This is a genomic window from Ruegeria sp. HKCCA0370, assembly GCF_013033705.1.
In the GTDB taxonomy this organism is placed as follows: Bacteria; Pseudomonadota; Alphaproteobacteria; order Rhodobacterales; family Rhodobacteraceae; genus Ruegeria.
The window spans coordinates 209,142-226,029 of sequence record NZ_WQEP01000002.1; the positions used below are offsets into that span (position 1 = coordinate 209,142).

Below are 16,888 nucleotides of genomic sequence, written 5' to 3' on the forward strand. Positions count from 1 at the left end.
AAGAAAATGCGGGCCCTGAAAAGGCCCGCATGACGTTACGACTTATTGATTGGCGGATTCGAACCGGCGCAGCAACGCATCACCGCGTTCCTTCGCGCTGTCCATCGCTTCCTGAGCCGTTTTCTCACCGGACCAGATCGCCTCGAGCTCTTCGTCGATGATGCCGCGAATCTGGTCGAACGATCCCAGGCGCAAGCCTTTCGAATTTGCGGTCGGCTCTTTCGCGGTCATCTGGATCACTGCGACGTCGGTGCCCGGGTTTTCGTCATAGAAACCAGCGGCACGCGTAACCTCACCCGCCTCTGTGGTGATTGGAAGATAACCGGTATTCTGGTGCCAGGCCGCTTGTACGTCAGGTGATGACAGGAAGCTCAGGAACTCGCCGACGCCCCGGTATTCTTCGGGCTCATGACCCGCCATTACCCAAAGAGACGCGCCACCGATGATGGTGTTTTGCGGTTCACTGGTGACGGATTCCCAATAGGGCAGCGGACGCACGTCAAAGTCGAACTCGGCCTCGGCCTTGATGCCGGCGTATCCGGCCGAACTTTCGGTGAACAATGCGCACTCGCCTGACCGGAAGTTCGCACCGCCTTCGTTTCTGCGACCGGTATAGATGAACTTGCCGTCCTTGGCCCAGTCACCCATTGCGGTCAGATGTGCAACCTGCACCGGACCGTTCAGCATCAGCTCGGTATCCAGACCGGCAAATCCGTTGTCACGTGAGGCAAAGGGAACGTCGTGATAGGCTGACAGGTTTTCAAGGTGAATCCAGCTTTGCCATGCCGTCACCAGCGGGCAATCCTCGCCACCCGCCTTCAGCTGTTCAAGGACTTCGCCGACTTTTTCCCAAGTGGACAGATCCGTGTCCGGATCAACGCCCGCCGCTTGCATGGCATCGCGGTTGACCCACAGGACCGGCGTCGAGGAATTGAAGGGAAGCGACAGCATCTCTCCGTCAGTGGTTGTGTAGTAGCCTTTGACGGCGCCAATATACGCGTCGGGATCAAAAGACGCGCCGCTTTCGGCCATCACTTCATAGACCGGCTTGATCGCCCCTTTGGCTGACATCATTGTCGCCGTGCCGACTTCGAACACCATCAGGATATGCGGCTGCTCACCGGCCCGGAATGCAGCAATCCCGGCATTCAGGGTTTCCGAGTAGTTGCCCTTGTGGCTTTCGACCACGACGAACTCATCCTGACTGGCGTTGAATTCTTCAACCTGTCCTTTGACAAGTTCCCCAAGGCGACCGGTGAAGGCATGCCAGAACTGGACTTCGGTTTGCGCCATTGCCGCCAAGGGGGACAAGGCCGTGGTGATGGCAAGAGCGCCAAGCAGATTCTTTTTCATGATTCCTCCCATGCATCAGGGTTGATGCTTCGTTGAATACCGACCGCAACGCGTAAACGGCACACATGACGATTTCACGACGTTAACGTCACAAAAATATAATTCAAGGCCTATCTACTTGGTGAAAAAATAACATAGTGTTATGAAATGGCGCAGCAGATCGGGATCAGCAATGAGTCAAATTCTGAGAGTTCGGCAGTTGGAGGCCCTGATGGCCGTGACCACCAATGGGTCTGTCACGGCCGCTGCGTCTGATCTGGGCGTGACCCAACCGGCTGTCAGCAGATTGCTGTCCGATCTTGAAAAGTCGCTCGGGTTTCAGCTTTTTGACCGTCGGGAAGGCCGATTAGTACCAACGCAGGAGGTTCGCTATCTCTTGCCCAGCGTCGAGCGCGTTCTCGAATTGATGAGACAAATTTCGGATGTCAGTCAGGATATCACACAACGCAAAGCAGGGCACATCCGTGTCGCTTGCCTGCCGGGATTTGCCACCAGCCATTTGCCCAAAGTCGTCGCCGGTTTCCTGAAGGATCGGCCCGGTGTCACCCTGACGATCGAACCAGACAGACCTGAACGCATTCTGGAATGGATGATCGGCGAGCAGTATGATTTCGGAATCACTGACAGCTTTCACGGTCATCCGGCGGTAGAAAGCAGGGACATCGACGTTCGCACGGTGTGCGTGTTCCCCACCGGGCACGAGTTGGAAGGCCTTTCCGAAATTACTCCGGCGGATCTCGCGCACAGCAAAATCATCCACACCCGACGCGACAGCGATTTTTTCGGGCGGCTTTCGAAAGTGTTTCAACATGCCAATGTCGAATTGAACTCGCATATCGAGGTCAGGCAGTTCACGGCAGCATGTGAATTGGCGCTGGAAGGTGTCGGTGTCTCGGTCGTTAGCGAGCTGGATGCTGTCCAATACACGTCGAGGGGATTGAGTTATCGGCCGTTCAAGCCGTCTTTGACGCATACCCTTTCGTTGGTGCGTCCAATTCTGAAGCAACCGTCATTGGTAACGCTGGAATTCATCGAACAGTTTCAGGAAAGCCTGAGCCCTTTCAAGGTCGGGTAGCCCCGCATTCGACCATGTTCTTGTGACACCGCAGGAACTGATCCGACAACAAGACCGGTGTCCCGGTGGAAAGTCGCATGTGATCTGCTCGTGCTCAGCGGGGTCTACAGCGAAACTCCCTGCACTGCCACCGGGACCCGGCTGATGTTGGCACGGCGCCGCAGCAGCCTGCTGCAACGCCGTCCAACATGGTGGTTCTTCAGATCGCGGCCTTTCGGCTTTCATCCAGGTAAATTTCACGAAGGCGTTTGGCAATCGGACCGGGTGTACCATCACCCAACGTGACTCCGTCAATTTCCACTACCGGCATCACGAAAGCACTGGCCGAGGTCGTGAACGCCTCATCAGCCTCTTTGGCTTCGTCGATGGTAAACAGCCGCTCTTCAACTTCCATCTGTGCTTCGGCTGCCATGCGCAGCACGGCCTTGCGAGTGATCCCGTGCAGGATGTCGTTGGACAGCGGGCGGGTCACGATCTTGCCGTTCTTGACGAAATAGGCGTTGTTGCTGGTGCCCTCGGTCACAAAGCCGTCCTCGACCAGCCATGCATCGTCGCAGCCCGCTTTCTTGGCCATCATCTTGCCCATCGAAGGGTAAAGCAGTTGCACGGTTTTGATGTCGCGGCGGCCCCAACGGATGTCCTCGATCGAGATGATCTTGGCACCTTTCCGTGCCGCCGGGCTGTCAGCCAACCCGGGCTTGTTCTGGGTGAACAGAACGAGGCTTGGCTTGGTATCGGCCGAAGGGAAGACAAAATCCCGGTCACCGTCGCTGCCGCGCGAAACCTGAAGGTAGACCAGGCCCTCTTCTAAGCCGTTCAGATCAACCAGCTTGCGGTGGATTTCCAGCAGCTCTTCCTTGGTGCAGGGCTCGGCCATCTCCAGCTCGTCCAGAGACCGCTTCAGGCGCACCGCGTGGCCCTCGAAATCGATCAGCTTGCCATCCAGTACACTGGTCACTTCGTAAACCGCGTCTGCAAACAGGAAGCCACGGTCAAAGATGGATACCTTGGCCTCGGTCTCGGGCAGGTATTCGCCATTCACATAAACGGTTCGGGTCATGTTTGTCTCCTCAGCCCCAGAGCGCCGCTTCGGGCGGGTGAACTCCGGCGTCGTCAAAAATCAGCGGGGTGTCGCGGTCTTCGGCCAACAGAAGCGGTCCGTCAAGGTCCGTCACCATCGCACCCTGCGCCAACAGTGTCGCGGGCGCCATGGCAAGCGAACTGCCGACCATGCAGCCGACCATGATGCCATACCCTTCCGCGATTGCGGCTTTGCGCAGTTCAAGCGCCTCGGTCAGGCCACCGGTCTTGTCGAGTTTGATGTTGATGACATCGTATTTCCCCTTCAGCCCGGGCAGGCTGGCGCGATCATGGCAGGACTCGTCGGCGCAAACGGGCACCGGGCGATCCATTCCGATCAAAGCGTCGTCGTCACCGGCCGGCAATGGCTGCTCGACCAGTGCTACACCCAAACGCACCAGATGCGGGGCGAGGTCGGCGTAAACCTCGGCCGACCAGCCTTCGTTCGCATCCACGATGATCCTGGCTTTCGGCGCACCGGCGCGCACGGCCTCAAGCCGGGGCATGTCATCTGGCGTGCCCAGCTTGATCTTCAGAAGCGGGCGATGCGCGTTCTCGGCCGCCTGAGCCTGCATTGCCTCCGGAGTATCCAGCGACAGAGTATAGGCCGTGATCTCGGGTCCGGGCACCGGCAGGCCCGCCAAATCCCAGGCGCGCTTTCCGGCGCGTTTGCTTTCCAGATCCCACAAAGCACAATCCACGGCGTTTCGGGCGGCACCGGCAGGCAGCAGATCCATCAGCGACCGGCGGCTGAACTCAGCAGGCAGACCGGCGATCTCGGCCTCGACCGACTCGAGCGTTTCGTCATAACGCGCATAAGGAACGCATTCGCCCCAGCCCTGATGCTTTCCGTCCGACACTCGCACCGTCAGCACCTTTGCTTCGGTCCGTGACCCGCGCGAAATGGTAAACACCTGCGCCAACTGAAACACATCGCGAGAGACCTCTATCTGCACGCACCTGCTCCTTCATCTTTTCCCAAATACTCCCGCCAGAGGCGGAACCGGCCCGCCACCGGCGGGCCGGTTGGATCACATCGCGGCCAGCGCGTCCACCAACTTGCCCGAGCCGAACCGGAACGGATCGGTCGCCGGCAGCCCCATATCTGCTTCGATCTTGGCCAGATATGTCGTCGCGTCCTCTTCGGACATGTGCTGCGTGTTGACCGAAACGCCGACGACCTGACAATCGGGGTTCGCCACTTTGGCCAGGGCCAGCGCGGTGTCGCGCAGGGTTTCGAGCGTCGGCAGCTGATAGGTCGGCAGACCGCGCATGTGCGCGCGGGTCGGTTCATGGCTCAGGATCAGCGCGTCGGGCTGGCCGCCGTGAATCAGCGCCATAGTCACGCCGGAATAGGACACATGGAACAGCGATCCCTGACCTTCGATCAGATCCCAGTGGTCGTCATCGTTGTCCGGTGTCAGCCATTCGATCGAGCCAGCCATGAAATCCGCAACAACGGCGTCCAGCGGCACGCCATCGCCGGTGATCAGAATGCCCGTCTGGCCGGTCGCGCGGAAGGTCGACTTCATACCACGCTTGCGCATTTCGGCATCCATCGCCATTGCAGTGTACATCTTGCCCACAGAGCAGTCGGTGCCGACGGCCAGACAACGTTTGCCCCTGCGCTTGATCCCGTTGGCGATCGGGTAATCGACCTCGGGTACACGCACGTCATGCAGCTTTCGCCCCGTTGCTTCGGCCACCGCCACCAGATCGGGCTCGTCGCGCAACAGGTTGTGCAGCCCAGAGGCCAGGTCAAACCCTTCCTCAAGCGCCATGACCAGAACCTTTTTCCATTCCTGACTGATGACGCCGCCACGGTTGGCGACACCGATAACCAGCGTTTTGGCGCCGGCCGCTTTGGCCTCGGTCAGAGTCATATCCTTCAGACCCAGATCAGCCTTGCAGCCGTCCATACGATATTGGCCGACGGCGTTTTCCGGGCGCCAATCCTTGATGCCCACAGCCACTTTGGCCGCCAATTGGTCGGGCGCATCGCCCAAAAACAGCAGGTACGGTGTCTCGATCATTGCGGTCACTCCTTTGATTCCGGCCCAAGCTAGAGAAGCGTTTAAACGAGCGTTTCGCGTTTTGATCCGCCCAACACGGCGGGCACGCGAGTTTCTTGCACCATTGACACAAAAGGCGCAAAATTCTTCGAAGTTTCCAAAGTGATTAAACTTTAATCACCACTTCCCAGCTGCTGGCACGCAGCATTCTGCAACCGCATTGCCGCAGATGCACAATCTCCCTTGCGCCAGGTTGCGCAATTTAATACCTCATTGGGCGAGAAAATCGCAATTTCATTACCCACACGAGGTCCAGATGAGCTTTCGCATCCAACCCGCCGCGCCTGCACGACCCAATCGCTGCCAACTGTTTGGTCCGGGATCGAATACCAAACTGTTCCCGAAAATGGCAGCTTCTGCTGCGGATGTGATCAACCTTGACCTCGAGGATTCGGTTGCGCCTTCGGACAAGGACATCGCCCGCGCCAATGTCATCGAAGCCCTGAACACTGTTGATTGGGGCAGCAAATACATGTCCGTTCGCATAAACGGATTGGATACCCCCTATTGGTATCGTGACGTTGTCGACGTGTTGGAGCAGGCAGGCGACCGTCTGGACCAGATCATGATTCCCAAAGTCGGCTGCGCATCGGATGTCTATGCCGTGGATGCCCTTGTCACCGCCATTGAACGCGCCAAGGGCCGGACAAAACCTATCAGCTTCGAGGTCATTATCGAATCCGCTGCCGGTATCGCGCATGTGGAAGAGATCGCAGCCTCCTCTCCCCGTTTGCAGGCCATGAGCCTTGGGGCTGCAGATTTTGCGGCCTCGATGGGGATGCAGACTACAGGCATCGGCGGCACACAGGAAAACTACTATATGCTGCGTGACGGCGAAAAACACTGGTCCGACCCGTGGCACTGGGCCCAAGCCGCCATCGTTGCAGCGTGCCGCACCCATGGGGTGCTGCCAGTGGATGGGCCATTCGGGGATTTCAGCGATGATGAAGGGTACATCGCTCAGGCGAAACGCTCGGCCACGCTGGGTATGGTCGGCAAATGGGCGATCCACCCCAAGCAGATCGCACTGGCCAATCAGGTCTTTACCCCGTCGGATGAGGCCGTTTCCGAGGCCCGCGAAATCCTGGCCGCAATGGAACAGGCCAAAGCCAACGGTGAGGGCGCAACCGTCTATAAAGGCCGCCTTGTCGACATCGCCTCAATCAAGCAGGCCGAAGTCATCGTGGCGCAGGCCGAACTGATTGCGGCGGGCAGCTAAGCCCCCAAAAAAAGGGCGCTCGATCGAGCGCCCTTTCATGAATTCTTCAACGGCCAAAAACGTCATTGGGCGTCCATGTGAAGCGTTCCCCCTTCTTTCCTGACTTCATCATCAGGCAAGAGGTTCCCAGTTTCTGGAAATAGACGATCTTCAATGGATACCAGCCCGCCTTGGGCACTTCCACTTCGGTGCGTTGATTGGCTTCACAGCCCTGAATGCCATTTACCCGGCCAATCTGCTGACCGCCAACCCAAGCCTCTATCCCGTCATTCGACCACGTTTCCAGCTCGTAAACGCCCGGCGAGTCAAACCGCATATACCCTGTGACCTCGGCGGCAACGTTGTAGGCCTGGTCGAAGGTCAAGACATCCTCACCCTTGCTGGTGTCCCGGTAATCCAACCCGCGCAACGGCTTTCCGGGCTTCGCCTTAGACAGCATGCTTTTTGCCTGGCTCAGATCCCGGATCTTCTTGTGTTGATTGCCTGTACCTAAGTATTTGACATTCAAACCCGCCTTCGGAGACGGCTGTGGATTGGCAGGTTGCAGTTTCAGCGGGGCAGACAAAGCGGCCCCGGCAATGACCGACATGGCAACTGCGGTCGCCACTGTTCGAACGAGTTTCATCGTAATCTCCCTGTTTGCGTGCCGTTTTAGCTGGGCGTATCCGCTGGCAGCGTCATTACAAAGACACTAGGGCCTGAAAATTTGCGCTGCAAGAGAGTGTGGCTTCACATTTCCAGTGGCTACGCACGCAGATCCTTGGGTGACCCCATGACCACATAGGATGTGATCGACGTGACATGAGGCAGCGTTCCCAGCACCTCGGTATGGAAGGTCTTGTAGGACGGCAGATCAGCGCATTCGACGCGCAGCAGGTATTCGATCGTACCGGTGATGTTGTGGCATTCGACCACTTCGGGGGCTTGTTGCAGGGCACGCTCAAACCCCTCCTGCGCCGCTTTCGTGTGTTCACCAAGACCGACCCCGATATAGGCGACAAAGCCGACACCCATCGCGGCCGAGTTCAGAACCGCACGATAACCGGTGATCACGCCGGCCTTTTCCAACTCTTGAACGCGACGCAGGCAGGCGGACGGAGACAGCCCGACCCGTTCGGCCAATTCCAGATTGCTGATGCGCCCATCGCGGGTCAGTTCCTGCAATATCTGGCGATTTATCTGATCATTCTTCATCATAAGTTGCAGAAATAGCGGAAACGCGCACGAAAAAGCAATTTCATTTGCTGCCGGTCAGACGATACTTCGCAGCATGACTTACGACATCCTTCTGGCCCTCATCGCCTTTGCCTTCGTGACATCCATTACGCCCGGGCCGAACAATCTGATGCTGATGGCATCGGGTGCGAATTTCGGCTTTCGGCGTTCGATCCCGCATATGCTGGGCATTGGCCTTGGCTTCACGCTCATGGTGCTGCTGGTCGGTGCAGGGCTGGTTCAGGTCTTTGACCGGTACCCGGTCAGCTATTCAGTGCTGAAGGTCGTGTCGGTGATCTATCTGCTCTATCTGGCATGGAAGATCGCGCATGCCGCGCCAGCCACAGGCGATTTGGCAGCGGGGACACCCATGACGTTTCTGCAAGCCGCTGCCTTTCAGTGGGTGAATCCCAAAGCCTGGGCCATGGCCCTGACCGCCACAACCGCTTACACGCCCAGTCAGACCCTGCATGCGATTGCGCTTGTGGCGTTGGTTTTCGGGGCGGTCAATCTGCCATCGGTGAGCACATGGACCTTTCTCGGGCAGCAGATGTCGCGGGTGCTAACGAACCCGCGCAGGCTGGGTGCGTTCAACTGGACAATGGCGGTGCTGCTTGTGGCCTCGCTCTATCCCGTTCTCTGGCCCAGTTGACCCAGACAGGTTTCGGCCAACACATTCTCGGGCGCGGTTTCGGGTGGGTACAGGGTCAGACGCCGCGTTAGATTGTCGTGGGTGCAGGTCAGAACGCGCAGCGCGGGGTCTTTCTTGGCGGCGGCCATCAGTATCCGTTTTTCCATTCGCCCATCTGAAATCGAACATCTTCACCACTCGGATCTTGCCGAGTTGCATCCGGAGCACCGTCAGGCCATATAGCAGGGAACTTTCGCGTTGAGAGGCGTCATGACCCAGTATCTGGATTTCGAAAAACCGCTGGCTGAAATTGAAGGCAAGGCTGAAGAGCTGCGTGCGTTGGCCCGAACCAACGAAGAGATGGACGTAACCGAAGAAGCCGCCGCGTTGGACGCCAAAGCCGCCAAGCTTCTGGATGAGCTTTACGCCGACCTGACCCCATGGCGGAAATGCCAGGTCGCCCGCCACCCGGAACGCCCGCATTGCAGCGATTACGTCGATGCCCTGTTCACCGAATTCACCCCTTTGGCCGGAGATCGCAATTTTGCCGATGATCTGGCCGTGATCGGCGGGCTTGCACGTTTCAACGATCAACCCGTCATGGTGATCGGCCATGAAAAAGGCAGCGACACCAAATCGCGGATCGAACGCAATTTCGGCATGGCCCGCCCCGAAGGCTATCGCAAGGCAGTCCGCCTGATGGAGATGGCCGGTCGGTTTGGCCTACCGGTGATCACTCTGATCGATACCGCCGGCGCCTATCCCGGCAAAGGCGCCGAGGAACGCGGTCAATCCGAAGCGATTGCCCGCTCGACCCAAATGTGTCTGAAGATCGGCGTGCCCCTGGTGTCGGTCATCATCGGCGAAGGCGGCTCGGGCGGGGCCGTGGCCTTTGCCACCGCCAACCGCGTGGCAATGCTGGAACACTCGGTCTATTCGGTGATCTCGCCGGAAGGTTGCGCATCGATCCTTTGGAAAGATGCAGAAAAGATGCGTGAAGCGGCCGAGGCGCTGCGTCTGACCGCTCAGGATCTTCACAAGCTTGGCGTTTGCGACCGGATCATCCTTGAACCCAAGGGCGGCGCGCATCGCGATCGTCCGGCCGCTGTCGAGGCTGTTCGCGCGGCTCTTACCGATATGCTGGCGGAACTGGACGGCAAAGACGCGGCGACCCTGATACAGGACCGCCGTCAAAAATTCCTCGACATCGGCTCGAAAGGGTTGGCGGCGTAACCGTCAGCCGCCCAACCTGCGCAACAACGCAACCGAAGGTTCTCCGGTGACCGCCAGGCCATTGGCGCTTTGATACGCGCTGATGGCAGACGTCGTGTTTTTGCCGATCACCCCATCCGCGCCTTTCGTATCATACCCTTGGGATGTCAGCCGCCGTTGCAATTCCTTGCGGTCGTCCAATGTCAGACCGTTTGCATCTGGCCCGAACGAGGTCTGAAACGGCGCGCCACCGGCGATTCTGTCCGCCAGATGACCGACCCCGATCGCGTAACTGTCCGAATTGTTATAGCGCTTGATGACCTGAAAATTGCGGAAGACGGCAATGCGCGGCCCGGGTTTCTGTGGTTGCAGCACGGCGACCGGTGTACCGGAAACGGTTCCTACCTCGCCCCCCCAGGGCTGCCCCCGCACCCAGCCTGCGCGTGACAGGTAAGCAGCGGTCGAAGCCAGCGAATCCGTCGGATCGTCCGACCAGATATCGCGCCGCCCGTCGCCGGTGAAATCCACGGCATAGGCAAGGTAGGAGGTTGGAATGAATTGCGTGTGCCCCATCGCACCGGCCCAGCTGCCGGTCATCTTGTCAGGCGTGGTGTCACCATTCTGAAGAATCTTGAGCGCCGCGATCAACTGGCTTTCAAAGAACTGACCACGCCGCCCGTCATAGGCCAGCGTCGACAGAGCTGATACAACGGGCACATCGCCGCGACGCGCGCCATAGCGGCTTTCCAGCCCCCACACTGCAACGACGATTTCCTTGTCCACCCCGTACTGCGCCTCTATCTGCGACAGCGTCCCGTTGTATTGCCGCAGCATCTTCTGGCCGGTGCTGATCCGCTCGTCCGAGGCGGCAATGGCCAGGTAGTCTTCGAGCGAACGCTTGAACTCTACCTGATTGCGGTCGCGCTCGATCACATCGGGCAGATACCCTGCACCCTGAAAGGCGCGGTCAATCGTGGATTGTGAAATTCCCTGCGATGCCGCCCTGCCCTTGAACCCGGCAACCCAGGCGTCCCAACCCGCGTTGGGAACAGCTCGCATACGCGATGCAGGCGCGCTGGATGGTGCACCGCCACCCGAACAGGCGGCCAACAATGTTGATCCAAGGCAAATGGAAAAAGTCCGTCGAGTGATCATGGCTGTGGTCTGCTCTTGTTTGTGATTTGCCTCAAGAGTAACCCAGTCGGGCTGGACAGGCCAGAACGGTAAAACCTTGCGCAGTAGGCGCGGGAATGTCGGCGGGATGCCGCTCAGCTCACCAGCAAGCGCAATCCCTGCGTCACGTCCGAACGAACCGCCAGGCGCAAGCCCGGTTCGTCCCCGGCCTTGAGGGCAGCAATGATCAGCTTGTGATAATGCGGTGGCTCAGTGCGCCTCAGACGCCCGTAAAGCGCCCTCATCGTCGGCCCGAGTTGCAGCCAGACCGTTTCGGCAATGGCCAGCATCGCGGGCGCCTGAGCCCGCAGGTAAAGGGTGCGGTGAAATTCCAGATTTGAACGGATGTACCCAACCGCGTCCCGCTTGGTCACCATCTCGGCAACGGTCATGTTGATGGTCTGCAACCGGTCGATAAGCGCAATATGCGCCCGGGGCAAAGCCCGGCTGGCCAGCTCGACTTCCAGCAACGCGCGCAACGCCGCCAATTCTTCTATCCGGTCGTTGGTCAATTCAGGTGTCGAGACCCGGCCGGAATTGGACAGGAACAATGCCCCCTCGGCGGCCAGACGGCGCACGGCCTCTCGCGCCGGGGTCATCGAGACGCCGAATTCCTTGCCGATGCCACGCAAGGTCAGCGCCTGACCCGGCGCCATCTCACCATGCATGATTCGAGACCTCAGGGCCCGGTACACCCGGTCATGAGTGGCAGTTTGGGTGTCAGACGGGCGTGTGCTCAACATCCGCTTATGTGATCACAAAACAGCGCAAGGTCAACTCGGCTTTGCGTCAAACCTGTAACGATGCAACTCTGCACCATTGTCTCGCAACCAGCGGCGGGGTTGCTGACAGGGGCCGAAAATGCGTTCCACCTGCTCCCAGAACGCGGGCGAGTGGTTCATCTCGACAAGATGCGCCACTTCATGCGCGGCCACATAGTGCAGCACCTCGGACGGCGCGAGAATGAGCCGCCACGAGAACATCAATCCACCCTGCGAACTGCATGATCCCCAGCGTGACCGCGTGTCGCGCAGGCTGAGCGTGCTGTACGACCGCCCCAGCATTGCCGCGTAATCATCACACGCGCCAATCAATCGGTCCCGCGCCAATTCCTTCAGAAACCGGGCCAATCTGCGCGCCTCGGCCCCTTCGGGCACTGCGACCTCGTCCGCCATCAACTGAACACGCCGACCCTTGGCGGGCACGATTCGCCGGACAACGCCTTCAATCGGTATCTTCTGTCCGAACTGCACCACGGCCGTTTCCGGCCTGTCCTGCAAATGCTGGCGAATCCACTCTTCCTTGGTACGTGCGAAACTCAGCGCCTCGGATTCAGGCACACCGACCGGATAGGTCAGCGTAACCCGGCCGTCCAGCTGAGAAATTCGCAAACTTATGCGCCGCGCCCGGGCGGATTTGCGCAGCCTCAGCGGCACCGGCGGTGTCCCTGGCAATGCGTGCTCTCCCATATCGCGACCTCTCTTGCGCAAAGACTTTGACAGTGCCCTCTGCCTGTGGCAGGTGAGCTGAATCATTTAGACGACTCACCTGATATCAAGGGGATTTGACATGCCCAAGGAAGAATGGGGCGTAAAGCGCGTTTGCCCGACCACCGGTAAGCGATTCTACGACCTGAACAAGGACCCGATCATCAGCCCCTACACTGGCGAGATCGTGGAGCTTGAAACATCCAAAAGCCGCATGATCGCGGCGGATGCAGAAGATGCCGCCTCGGTCAAAGCGCGTGAAAACGCGTCGGATGGGGAGCTGGTACTGGATGACGACGACTCTGTCGACGTCGAACTGGATGATGATCTGCTGGATGACGATGATGACACCAGTGATGACGTTTCGCTGGATGATATCACCGACATGTCTTCGGAAGACGAAAACTGATCATGTCAAAGGCGACCACAGGGTCGCCTTTTTCGTTCCACGGACAGCTTAGTGCGGAAATTCGCGTTCGATTCCATTTTTGGACTTGCACTCGTCGTCACTGTCTCCTAAACGTCCGTCCACCGCATCAGCGGTACCTAGATGGGGCCTTAGCTCAGTTGGGAGAGCGCTTGCATGGCATGCAAGAGGTCAGGGGTTCGACTCCCCTAGGCTCCACCAAAACCTAACAATACAACTAGATAGCAAGCATTAGAGCGGTGTGACACACAGGTGTGACACAAAATGAAGCTGTATGCGTATCTCTCGCTGTCCAGACATGGGATCTATTACTTCCGTTGGCCCCTGCCCGACACAAAACCAAAACCCCACACTAGACCAAACACCACACGTAGGACCCTTCGGGTGTCTTTGCGTACAAGATGCCCTAAAGAGGCTCGTACTCTGGCACGGCGTATTGCAGCGTGCGGGGACGCAACAAAAAAGCACAAATAACAGTCGGGCATGAACTATGCACAATGATGCCCGGGGTCTCAAGAGTGCTTTGGCAAGGACAAAGGCGCGCGGAATAAACTCAGCCCTTTCAGTGAGTCTCAGAGGGAGCGCATGATTGATACCATCCGATACTGCGAATTGGGCCATGAAGACTATGGTGAGAATGCAGCGCACAAAACCGCATCGCAGTCACGGTTTGCTTTTTTTGCATCGCAGACCACAATTGAGCGACCCTGTTTCGGGGCGATGAATTGTGTGGCGTTGTATCGTGCGCTTGCGTGCAGTAACGTCCGGCACCATGGTCATCCGGCGATACTCTCTTGTTCTATTGGTTGGCGTTATGGTCATCCTGACCGGCCTTGGCGGTGTTGCGCACGCGCTGTCGAATGGTTGTGTGGGCCTTCAATGTGAGCACCATATGCAACCTTCCGAACACTCTGCATTGGCAACGAGCGGTGATGTCTCGGCTTCAGGTCATCATCATGACCCGGAGAGTTCCGAAACCGAAAAGTGCGATCCCTTTATCTGCCAAGCCGTTGCATTGCCGTTCCAAGTCAGTGAAGTTGCCAAGGGTCGGCGTGATACTGACCCGGAGTTCCATGTTGGAACCCAAGTCAAGCTGAGTGAACCAGACGTCCTTTACAGGCCCCCTGACCTTTGAAGCAGCACGAATCCCTGCGGATGTAAGCGACCAGCACGTGCGGCTGTTCGCGATGTGCCGCAGCGTTGCCAGCTTCCAAAATGTCAGGACCAATCCATGAAAAAAAGTCACTTGCTAATCGGCGCATGCGCTGTCGCTGCCGTCGCCGCCTTCGTAACTCTTCGCCCCGGCGCAATTGAAGAGACCACACCGCATGAAACACGCAAAGGCGACGCCATGGTCGCAATTCAGATGCCGGCCATCGAAGGCAATGCCGCAATCGGCCAGCGTGTTTTTGAGGTCTCGTGCGCGTCATGCCACGGCGCCAATGCGGTCGGCGTAGAGGGTGCGGGGCCGCCTCTGATCCACAAAATTTACGAACCCAGTCACCACGCTGATGAAGCCTTTCACAGGGCGGTTTCACAAGGTGTAAGAAGCCACCATTGGCAGTTTGGCGACATGCCCCCCGTGGAGGGCCTGACACGAGGTGACGTTGCCATGGTGATCGCCTACATTCGCGAAATCCAGCGCGCCAACGGAATAAACTGAGGGTAACCCAATGAAGAAGATCATGACATTCGCGCTTATGGTTGCGCTTGCCAACGGCGCACTGGCGCATTCCAAAATTGAAGAAACAACCCCTGCCAACGGCGCCACGATAACCACTGCGCCCGCTGAAATTGGTCTCAACTTCTCAAAAAACATCCGGCTGACACGGATAGAGATGGCCCATGAAGAACACTCGGCGGTAAGCTTGGATTTGGGCGACCAGACAAGTTTTGGTCAGGCATTCACGATCCCACTGCCGAGCAATGGAACGGGCACCTATGTCATCGAATGGCGGGGTTTGGGTGAAGACGGCCATGCGATGCAGGGCGAGTTTTCCTTTACCGTGGAATGAGCATGCCAGACATCTGGGCGATTGCTGCGATCCTCGCAAAGCTGGTGCTCTACATCGGCTTTGCGGGCTCTGCCGGGCTTGTGATTGTTGGATGCCTCTATTCCGGCCTTGTCGCGCCGGTGAACCTTGCGATGACGCGCCAGGCCAGGGCCTTGGCATGGCTTGCTCTTGTCGCGACAGCAGTTGGCTTCTTGCTTCGTGGAGCCGCCTTGACAGGCGGGGTTGACGGCATGGTCGATCCGAAGATGCTTGGCCTACTGTGGCAGACATCCGTGGGCGACACACTTGTTTACCGCCTTGCAGGCGTAGCGTTGATCCTTGTGGGGCTTTCCGTTCCTCGCTTTGGTCAGTGGATCGCGCTGTTGGGTGGCACGATCGCTTTATGGTCGTTTGCGCAGATCGGGCACGTGCCGGAACTGGAGAGCTTTGGTATCCAGCTCCTGCTCCTGCTGCACCTGTTGTGTGTAGCTTTCTGGGTGGGCATCTTCAGCCCGCTGCGGAATATGGCCCTTGCTCCTGAACACCTGAAGGATGCTGCTGAACTCGGTCATGTCTTTGGGCAAGCTGCCACTTGGCTTGTGCCGGCGTTGATCGTGGCGGGTCTTTGGATGGCCTGGTTGCTTGTCGGCAATCTCCAAGGGCTTCTGTTCACAAGCTACGGGCAGGCGTTGTTGCTCAAAGTGTTTTTTGTGGCGCTGCTGTTGTTTCTTGCCGCTGCAAACAAGCTCCGATTTGTTCCGGCCATGCAAGGTGGAGAGGTCAAGGCAGCGCAACGCCTCGCCCGCTCTATCGAGGTTGAGGCATTGATGGTGTTGGTGGTGCTGGCAACAACGGCAACACTCACGAGTGTTCTGACGCTTCCGAATTCGGGCCATTAGAGCGGGCCAGACACCGGTGCGCGCGCAGTGTGCAGCAATGGCAACAGCGGTGCACGATCCGATGCGAACAAGAAAGACAATCCCACTCAGGGCCCGCCGACCCTTGCCGCGGGGCCTAGCCATTGGGCTTTGGCAAACAGGGTTCAAACAGTGCCACCTGCGCGCCGGTCAACCGTAAGAAATCAAGCTTGTTCACCGCCTGTCTTTCGAACCATCAACACGCGACCTGCCGAATTCACTGGGGTCTGAACCCTGCAGCTGCCCCTCAAAACCTTAATGAAAGACAGGACATGCCACCATCAAGCTTTGCACAATCGGTATTGTCAATTTCAACGACCTCATAGCCTTCGCGGTCCAGCATCTCTGCGGTGCGTGGGAAACCAGCGGCCATCAGCACCAGATTGTTGAACCGGATCGCGTTTGCCGCCGCCTCCTCTCCGTCAGCAACATGCAGCACCCGGTAGCCTTCAAAGCAGCCCGAAGCGTCCAATCGCCGGGTCGCAAGAATTGTCTCGGCATCCATCAGAGAACAATCCGTTTTGAAGTGCAAAACGCCCTCGGGCGTGAACACTTCCCGCAGTTTGTGACCCCATTCCGAGGTGATTTTTGCCAGTTCCTCAACACCTTCCGCGTCAGTGCGGTCTGACCGGCCCACAAGAATTTCGCGGCCGGTTACAAGGATGTCTCCACCCTCGATGTGGCCGGGACCATTGATCTGTGTGACCGTTTCATAGCAGGCCCCCAGTGCCGGGGCGATCTCGGCCACTTCCCCCATTCGCGAAGGCGCGCCCGGCCGCATCAGCACAGCACCCTGCGGCAGGCACAGGGCCGTATCTTCCACAAACTGCGCGTCAGGGAACGCATCCAGGGGATCAAGCTCGATCACCTCGGCCCCGGTGCTTTTCAGCGCTGCCACGTATGCCCCATGCGCGGCCGTCATCCCATCGAAATCCGGGTTTCCGATATCTTCTGCGCGCAATCCGTCAGCGATGGTCGGTGCCGGGCGGCGAGTGATGGCGCGGGAAAACTCAAAAGTTGGGTCTGACATGCT

Annotated in this window: 21 protein-coding genes and 1 tRNA gene; 11 read left to right on the forward strand and 11 right to left on the reverse strand. The window is 58.3% G+C overall.

The genetic code is table 11. The features are described from left to right. Positions 1-42: 42 nt before the first annotated feature. Positions 43-1,353, reverse strand: a complete 1,311-nt coding sequence (gene ugpB / locus GOW31_RS07245; RefSeq protein ID WP_171168977.1) for a sn-glycerol-3-phosphate ABC transporter substrate-binding protein UgpB — start codon at positions 1,351-1,353, stop codon at positions 43-45. A 172-nt stretch (positions 1,354-1,525) separates the two neighbouring features. On the opposite strand from ugpB, the gene GOW31_RS07250 reads away from it, so the two are divergent. After that, entirely contained in the window at positions 1,526-2,428 is a 903-nt protein-coding gene (locus GOW31_RS07250) for a LysR substrate-binding domain-containing protein (RefSeq protein WP_171168979.1), read from the forward strand. A gap of 199 nt (positions 2,429-2,627) precedes the next feature. Here GOW31_RS07250 and GOW31_RS07255 read toward each other — a convergent pair whose 3' ends face one another. From GOW31_RS07255 to dgcN, 3 genes are all read right to left on the reverse strand, one after another. Beyond that, positions 2,628-3,488 carry a D-amino-acid transaminase gene (locus tag GOW31_RS07255; RefSeq protein ID WP_171168981.1) on the reverse strand — a complete coding sequence of 287 codons (861 nt, stop codon included), beginning with the start codon at positions 3,486-3,488 and terminating at the stop codon, positions 2,628-2,630. 10 nt (positions 3,489-3,498) lie between these two features. Continuing rightward, positions 3,499-4,464, reverse strand: a complete 966-nt coding sequence (gene dgcA, locus GOW31_RS07260; protein ID WP_171168982.1) for an N-acetyl-D-Glu racemase DgcA — start codon at positions 4,462-4,464, stop codon at positions 3,499-3,501. A gap of 75 nt (positions 4,465-4,539) precedes the next feature. Next, a complete protein-coding gene (gene dgcN / locus GOW31_RS07265; protein WP_171168984.1) occupies positions 4,540-5,541 on the reverse strand; it encodes an N-acetyltransferase DgcN in 1,002 nt (333 codons plus the stop codon). Positions 5,542-5,836: 295 nt separating this feature from the next. Here dgcN and GOW31_RS07270 point away from each other — a divergent pair, with 295 nt between their 5' ends. Next, positions 5,837-6,799 (forward strand): L-malyl-CoA/beta-methylmalyl-CoA lyase, encoded by a 963-nt coding sequence (locus GOW31_RS07270; protein ID WP_152459038.1) that lies wholly within the window; start codon positions 5,837-5,839, stop codon positions 6,797-6,799. Positions 6,800-6,845: 46 nt separating this feature from the next. On the opposite strand, the gene GOW31_RS07275 is transcribed toward GOW31_RS07270, so the two are convergent. Both GOW31_RS07275 and GOW31_RS07280 read right to left on the reverse strand, forming a co-directional pair. Continuing rightward, entirely contained in the window at positions 6,846-7,424 is a 579-nt protein-coding gene (locus GOW31_RS07275) for a PA14 domain-containing protein (RefSeq protein WP_152459039.1), read from the reverse strand. Positions 7,425-7,543: 119 nt separating this feature from the next. Beyond that, entirely contained in the window at positions 7,544-7,996 is a 453-nt protein-coding gene (locus GOW31_RS07280) for an Lrp/AsnC family transcriptional regulator (RefSeq protein WP_171168986.1), read from the reverse strand. Between the two features lie 73 nt (positions 7,997-8,069). Here GOW31_RS07280 and GOW31_RS07285 point away from each other — a divergent pair, with 73 nt between their 5' ends. Then, positions 8,070-8,666: a LysE family translocator gene (locus GOW31_RS07285; RefSeq protein ID WP_171168988.1), complete on the forward strand. Its 597-nt coding sequence runs from the start codon at positions 8,070-8,072 to the stop codon at positions 8,664-8,666. Here the strand turns inward: GOW31_RS07285 and GOW31_RS07290 are convergent. Then, complete coding sequence (locus GOW31_RS07290; protein ID WP_171118860.1) at positions 8,642-8,812, reverse strand: hypothetical protein; 171 nt, start codon at positions 8,810-8,812, stop codon at positions 8,642-8,644. The two genes, GOW31_RS07285 and GOW31_RS07290, sit on opposite strands and share 25 nt — an antisense overlap. Positions 8,813-8,915: 103 nt before the next feature. Between GOW31_RS07290 and GOW31_RS07295 the strand changes: the two genes are divergently transcribed. Beyond that, entirely contained in the window at positions 8,916-9,878 is a 963-nt protein-coding gene (locus GOW31_RS07295) for an acetyl-CoA carboxylase carboxyltransferase subunit alpha (RefSeq protein ID WP_171168990.1), read from the forward strand. A gap of 3 nt (positions 9,879-9,881) precedes the next feature. Here the strand turns inward: GOW31_RS07295 and GOW31_RS07300 are convergent, their stop codons facing one another. The 3 genes from GOW31_RS07300 to GOW31_RS07310 all read right to left on the reverse strand — a co-directional run bounded on the left by GOW31_RS07300 (position 9,882) and on the right by GOW31_RS07310 (position 12,499). After that, entirely contained in the window at positions 9,882-11,012 is a 1,131-nt protein-coding gene (locus GOW31_RS07300; protein WP_171168992.1) for a lytic murein transglycosylase, read from the reverse strand. A 113-nt stretch (positions 11,013-11,125) separates the two neighbouring features. Beyond that, positions 11,126-11,773: a GntR family transcriptional regulator gene (locus tag GOW31_RS07305; protein ID WP_170346010.1), complete on the reverse strand. Its 648-nt coding sequence runs from the start codon at positions 11,771-11,773 to the stop codon at positions 11,126-11,128. 30 nt (positions 11,774-11,803) lie between these two features. Then, on the reverse strand, positions 11,804-12,499 hold the full coding sequence (locus GOW31_RS07310; RefSeq protein ID WP_253282570.1) for a M48 family metallopeptidase: 696 nt from the start codon (positions 12,497-12,499) through the stop codon (positions 11,804-11,806). A gap of 100 nt (positions 12,500-12,599) precedes the next feature. Between GOW31_RS07310 and GOW31_RS07315 the strand changes: the two genes are divergently transcribed. The 7 genes from GOW31_RS07315 to GOW31_RS07340 all read left to right on the forward strand — a co-directional run bounded on the left by GOW31_RS07315 (position 12,600) and on the right by GOW31_RS07340 (position 15,837). Then, positions 12,600-12,926, forward strand: a complete 327-nt coding sequence (locus tag GOW31_RS07315; RefSeq protein ID WP_171118864.1) for a TIGR02300 family protein — start codon at positions 12,600-12,602, stop codon at positions 12,924-12,926. Positions 12,927-13,069: 143 nt separating this feature from the next. Continuing rightward, positions 13,070-13,145, forward strand: a tRNA-Ala gene (locus tag GOW31_RS07320). A 63-nt stretch (positions 13,146-13,208) separates the two neighbouring features. Then, positions 13,209-13,418, forward strand: coding sequence for a DUF6538 domain-containing protein (locus tag GOW31_RS22235; RefSeq protein ID WP_371419717.1), 210 nt, complete (start codon positions 13,209-13,211; stop codon positions 13,416-13,418). Positions 13,419-13,758: 340 nt separating this feature from the next. After that, positions 13,759-14,079 carry a hypothetical protein gene (locus GOW31_RS07325; RefSeq protein ID WP_171168994.1) on the forward strand — a complete coding sequence of 107 codons (321 nt, stop codon included), beginning with the start codon at positions 13,759-13,761 and terminating at the stop codon, positions 14,077-14,079. Positions 14,080-14,175: 96 nt separating this feature from the next. Continuing rightward, entirely contained in the window at positions 14,176-14,607 is a 432-nt protein-coding gene (locus GOW31_RS07330; protein ID WP_171168996.1) for a cytochrome c, read from the forward strand. Between the two features lie 10 nt (positions 14,608-14,617). After that, positions 14,618-14,959 carry a copper resistance CopC family protein gene (locus GOW31_RS07335; RefSeq protein WP_171168997.1) on the forward strand — a complete coding sequence of 114 codons (342 nt, stop codon included), beginning with the start codon at positions 14,618-14,620 and terminating at the stop codon, positions 14,957-14,959. After that, positions 14,956-15,837, forward strand: a complete 882-nt coding sequence (locus GOW31_RS07340; protein ID WP_254441656.1) for a copper resistance D family protein — start codon at positions 14,956-14,958, stop codon at positions 15,835-15,837. Before GOW31_RS07335 ends, GOW31_RS07340 begins: the two co-directional genes overlap by 4 nt. 265 nt (positions 15,838-16,102) lie before the next feature. On the opposite strand, the gene GOW31_RS07345 is transcribed toward GOW31_RS07340, so the two are convergent. Next, on the reverse strand, positions 16,103-16,885 hold the full coding sequence (locus GOW31_RS07345; protein WP_171168999.1) for a dimethylarginine dimethylaminohydrolase family protein: 783 nt from the start codon (positions 16,883-16,885) through the stop codon (positions 16,103-16,105). Positions 16,886-16,888: the final 3 nt, after the last annotated feature.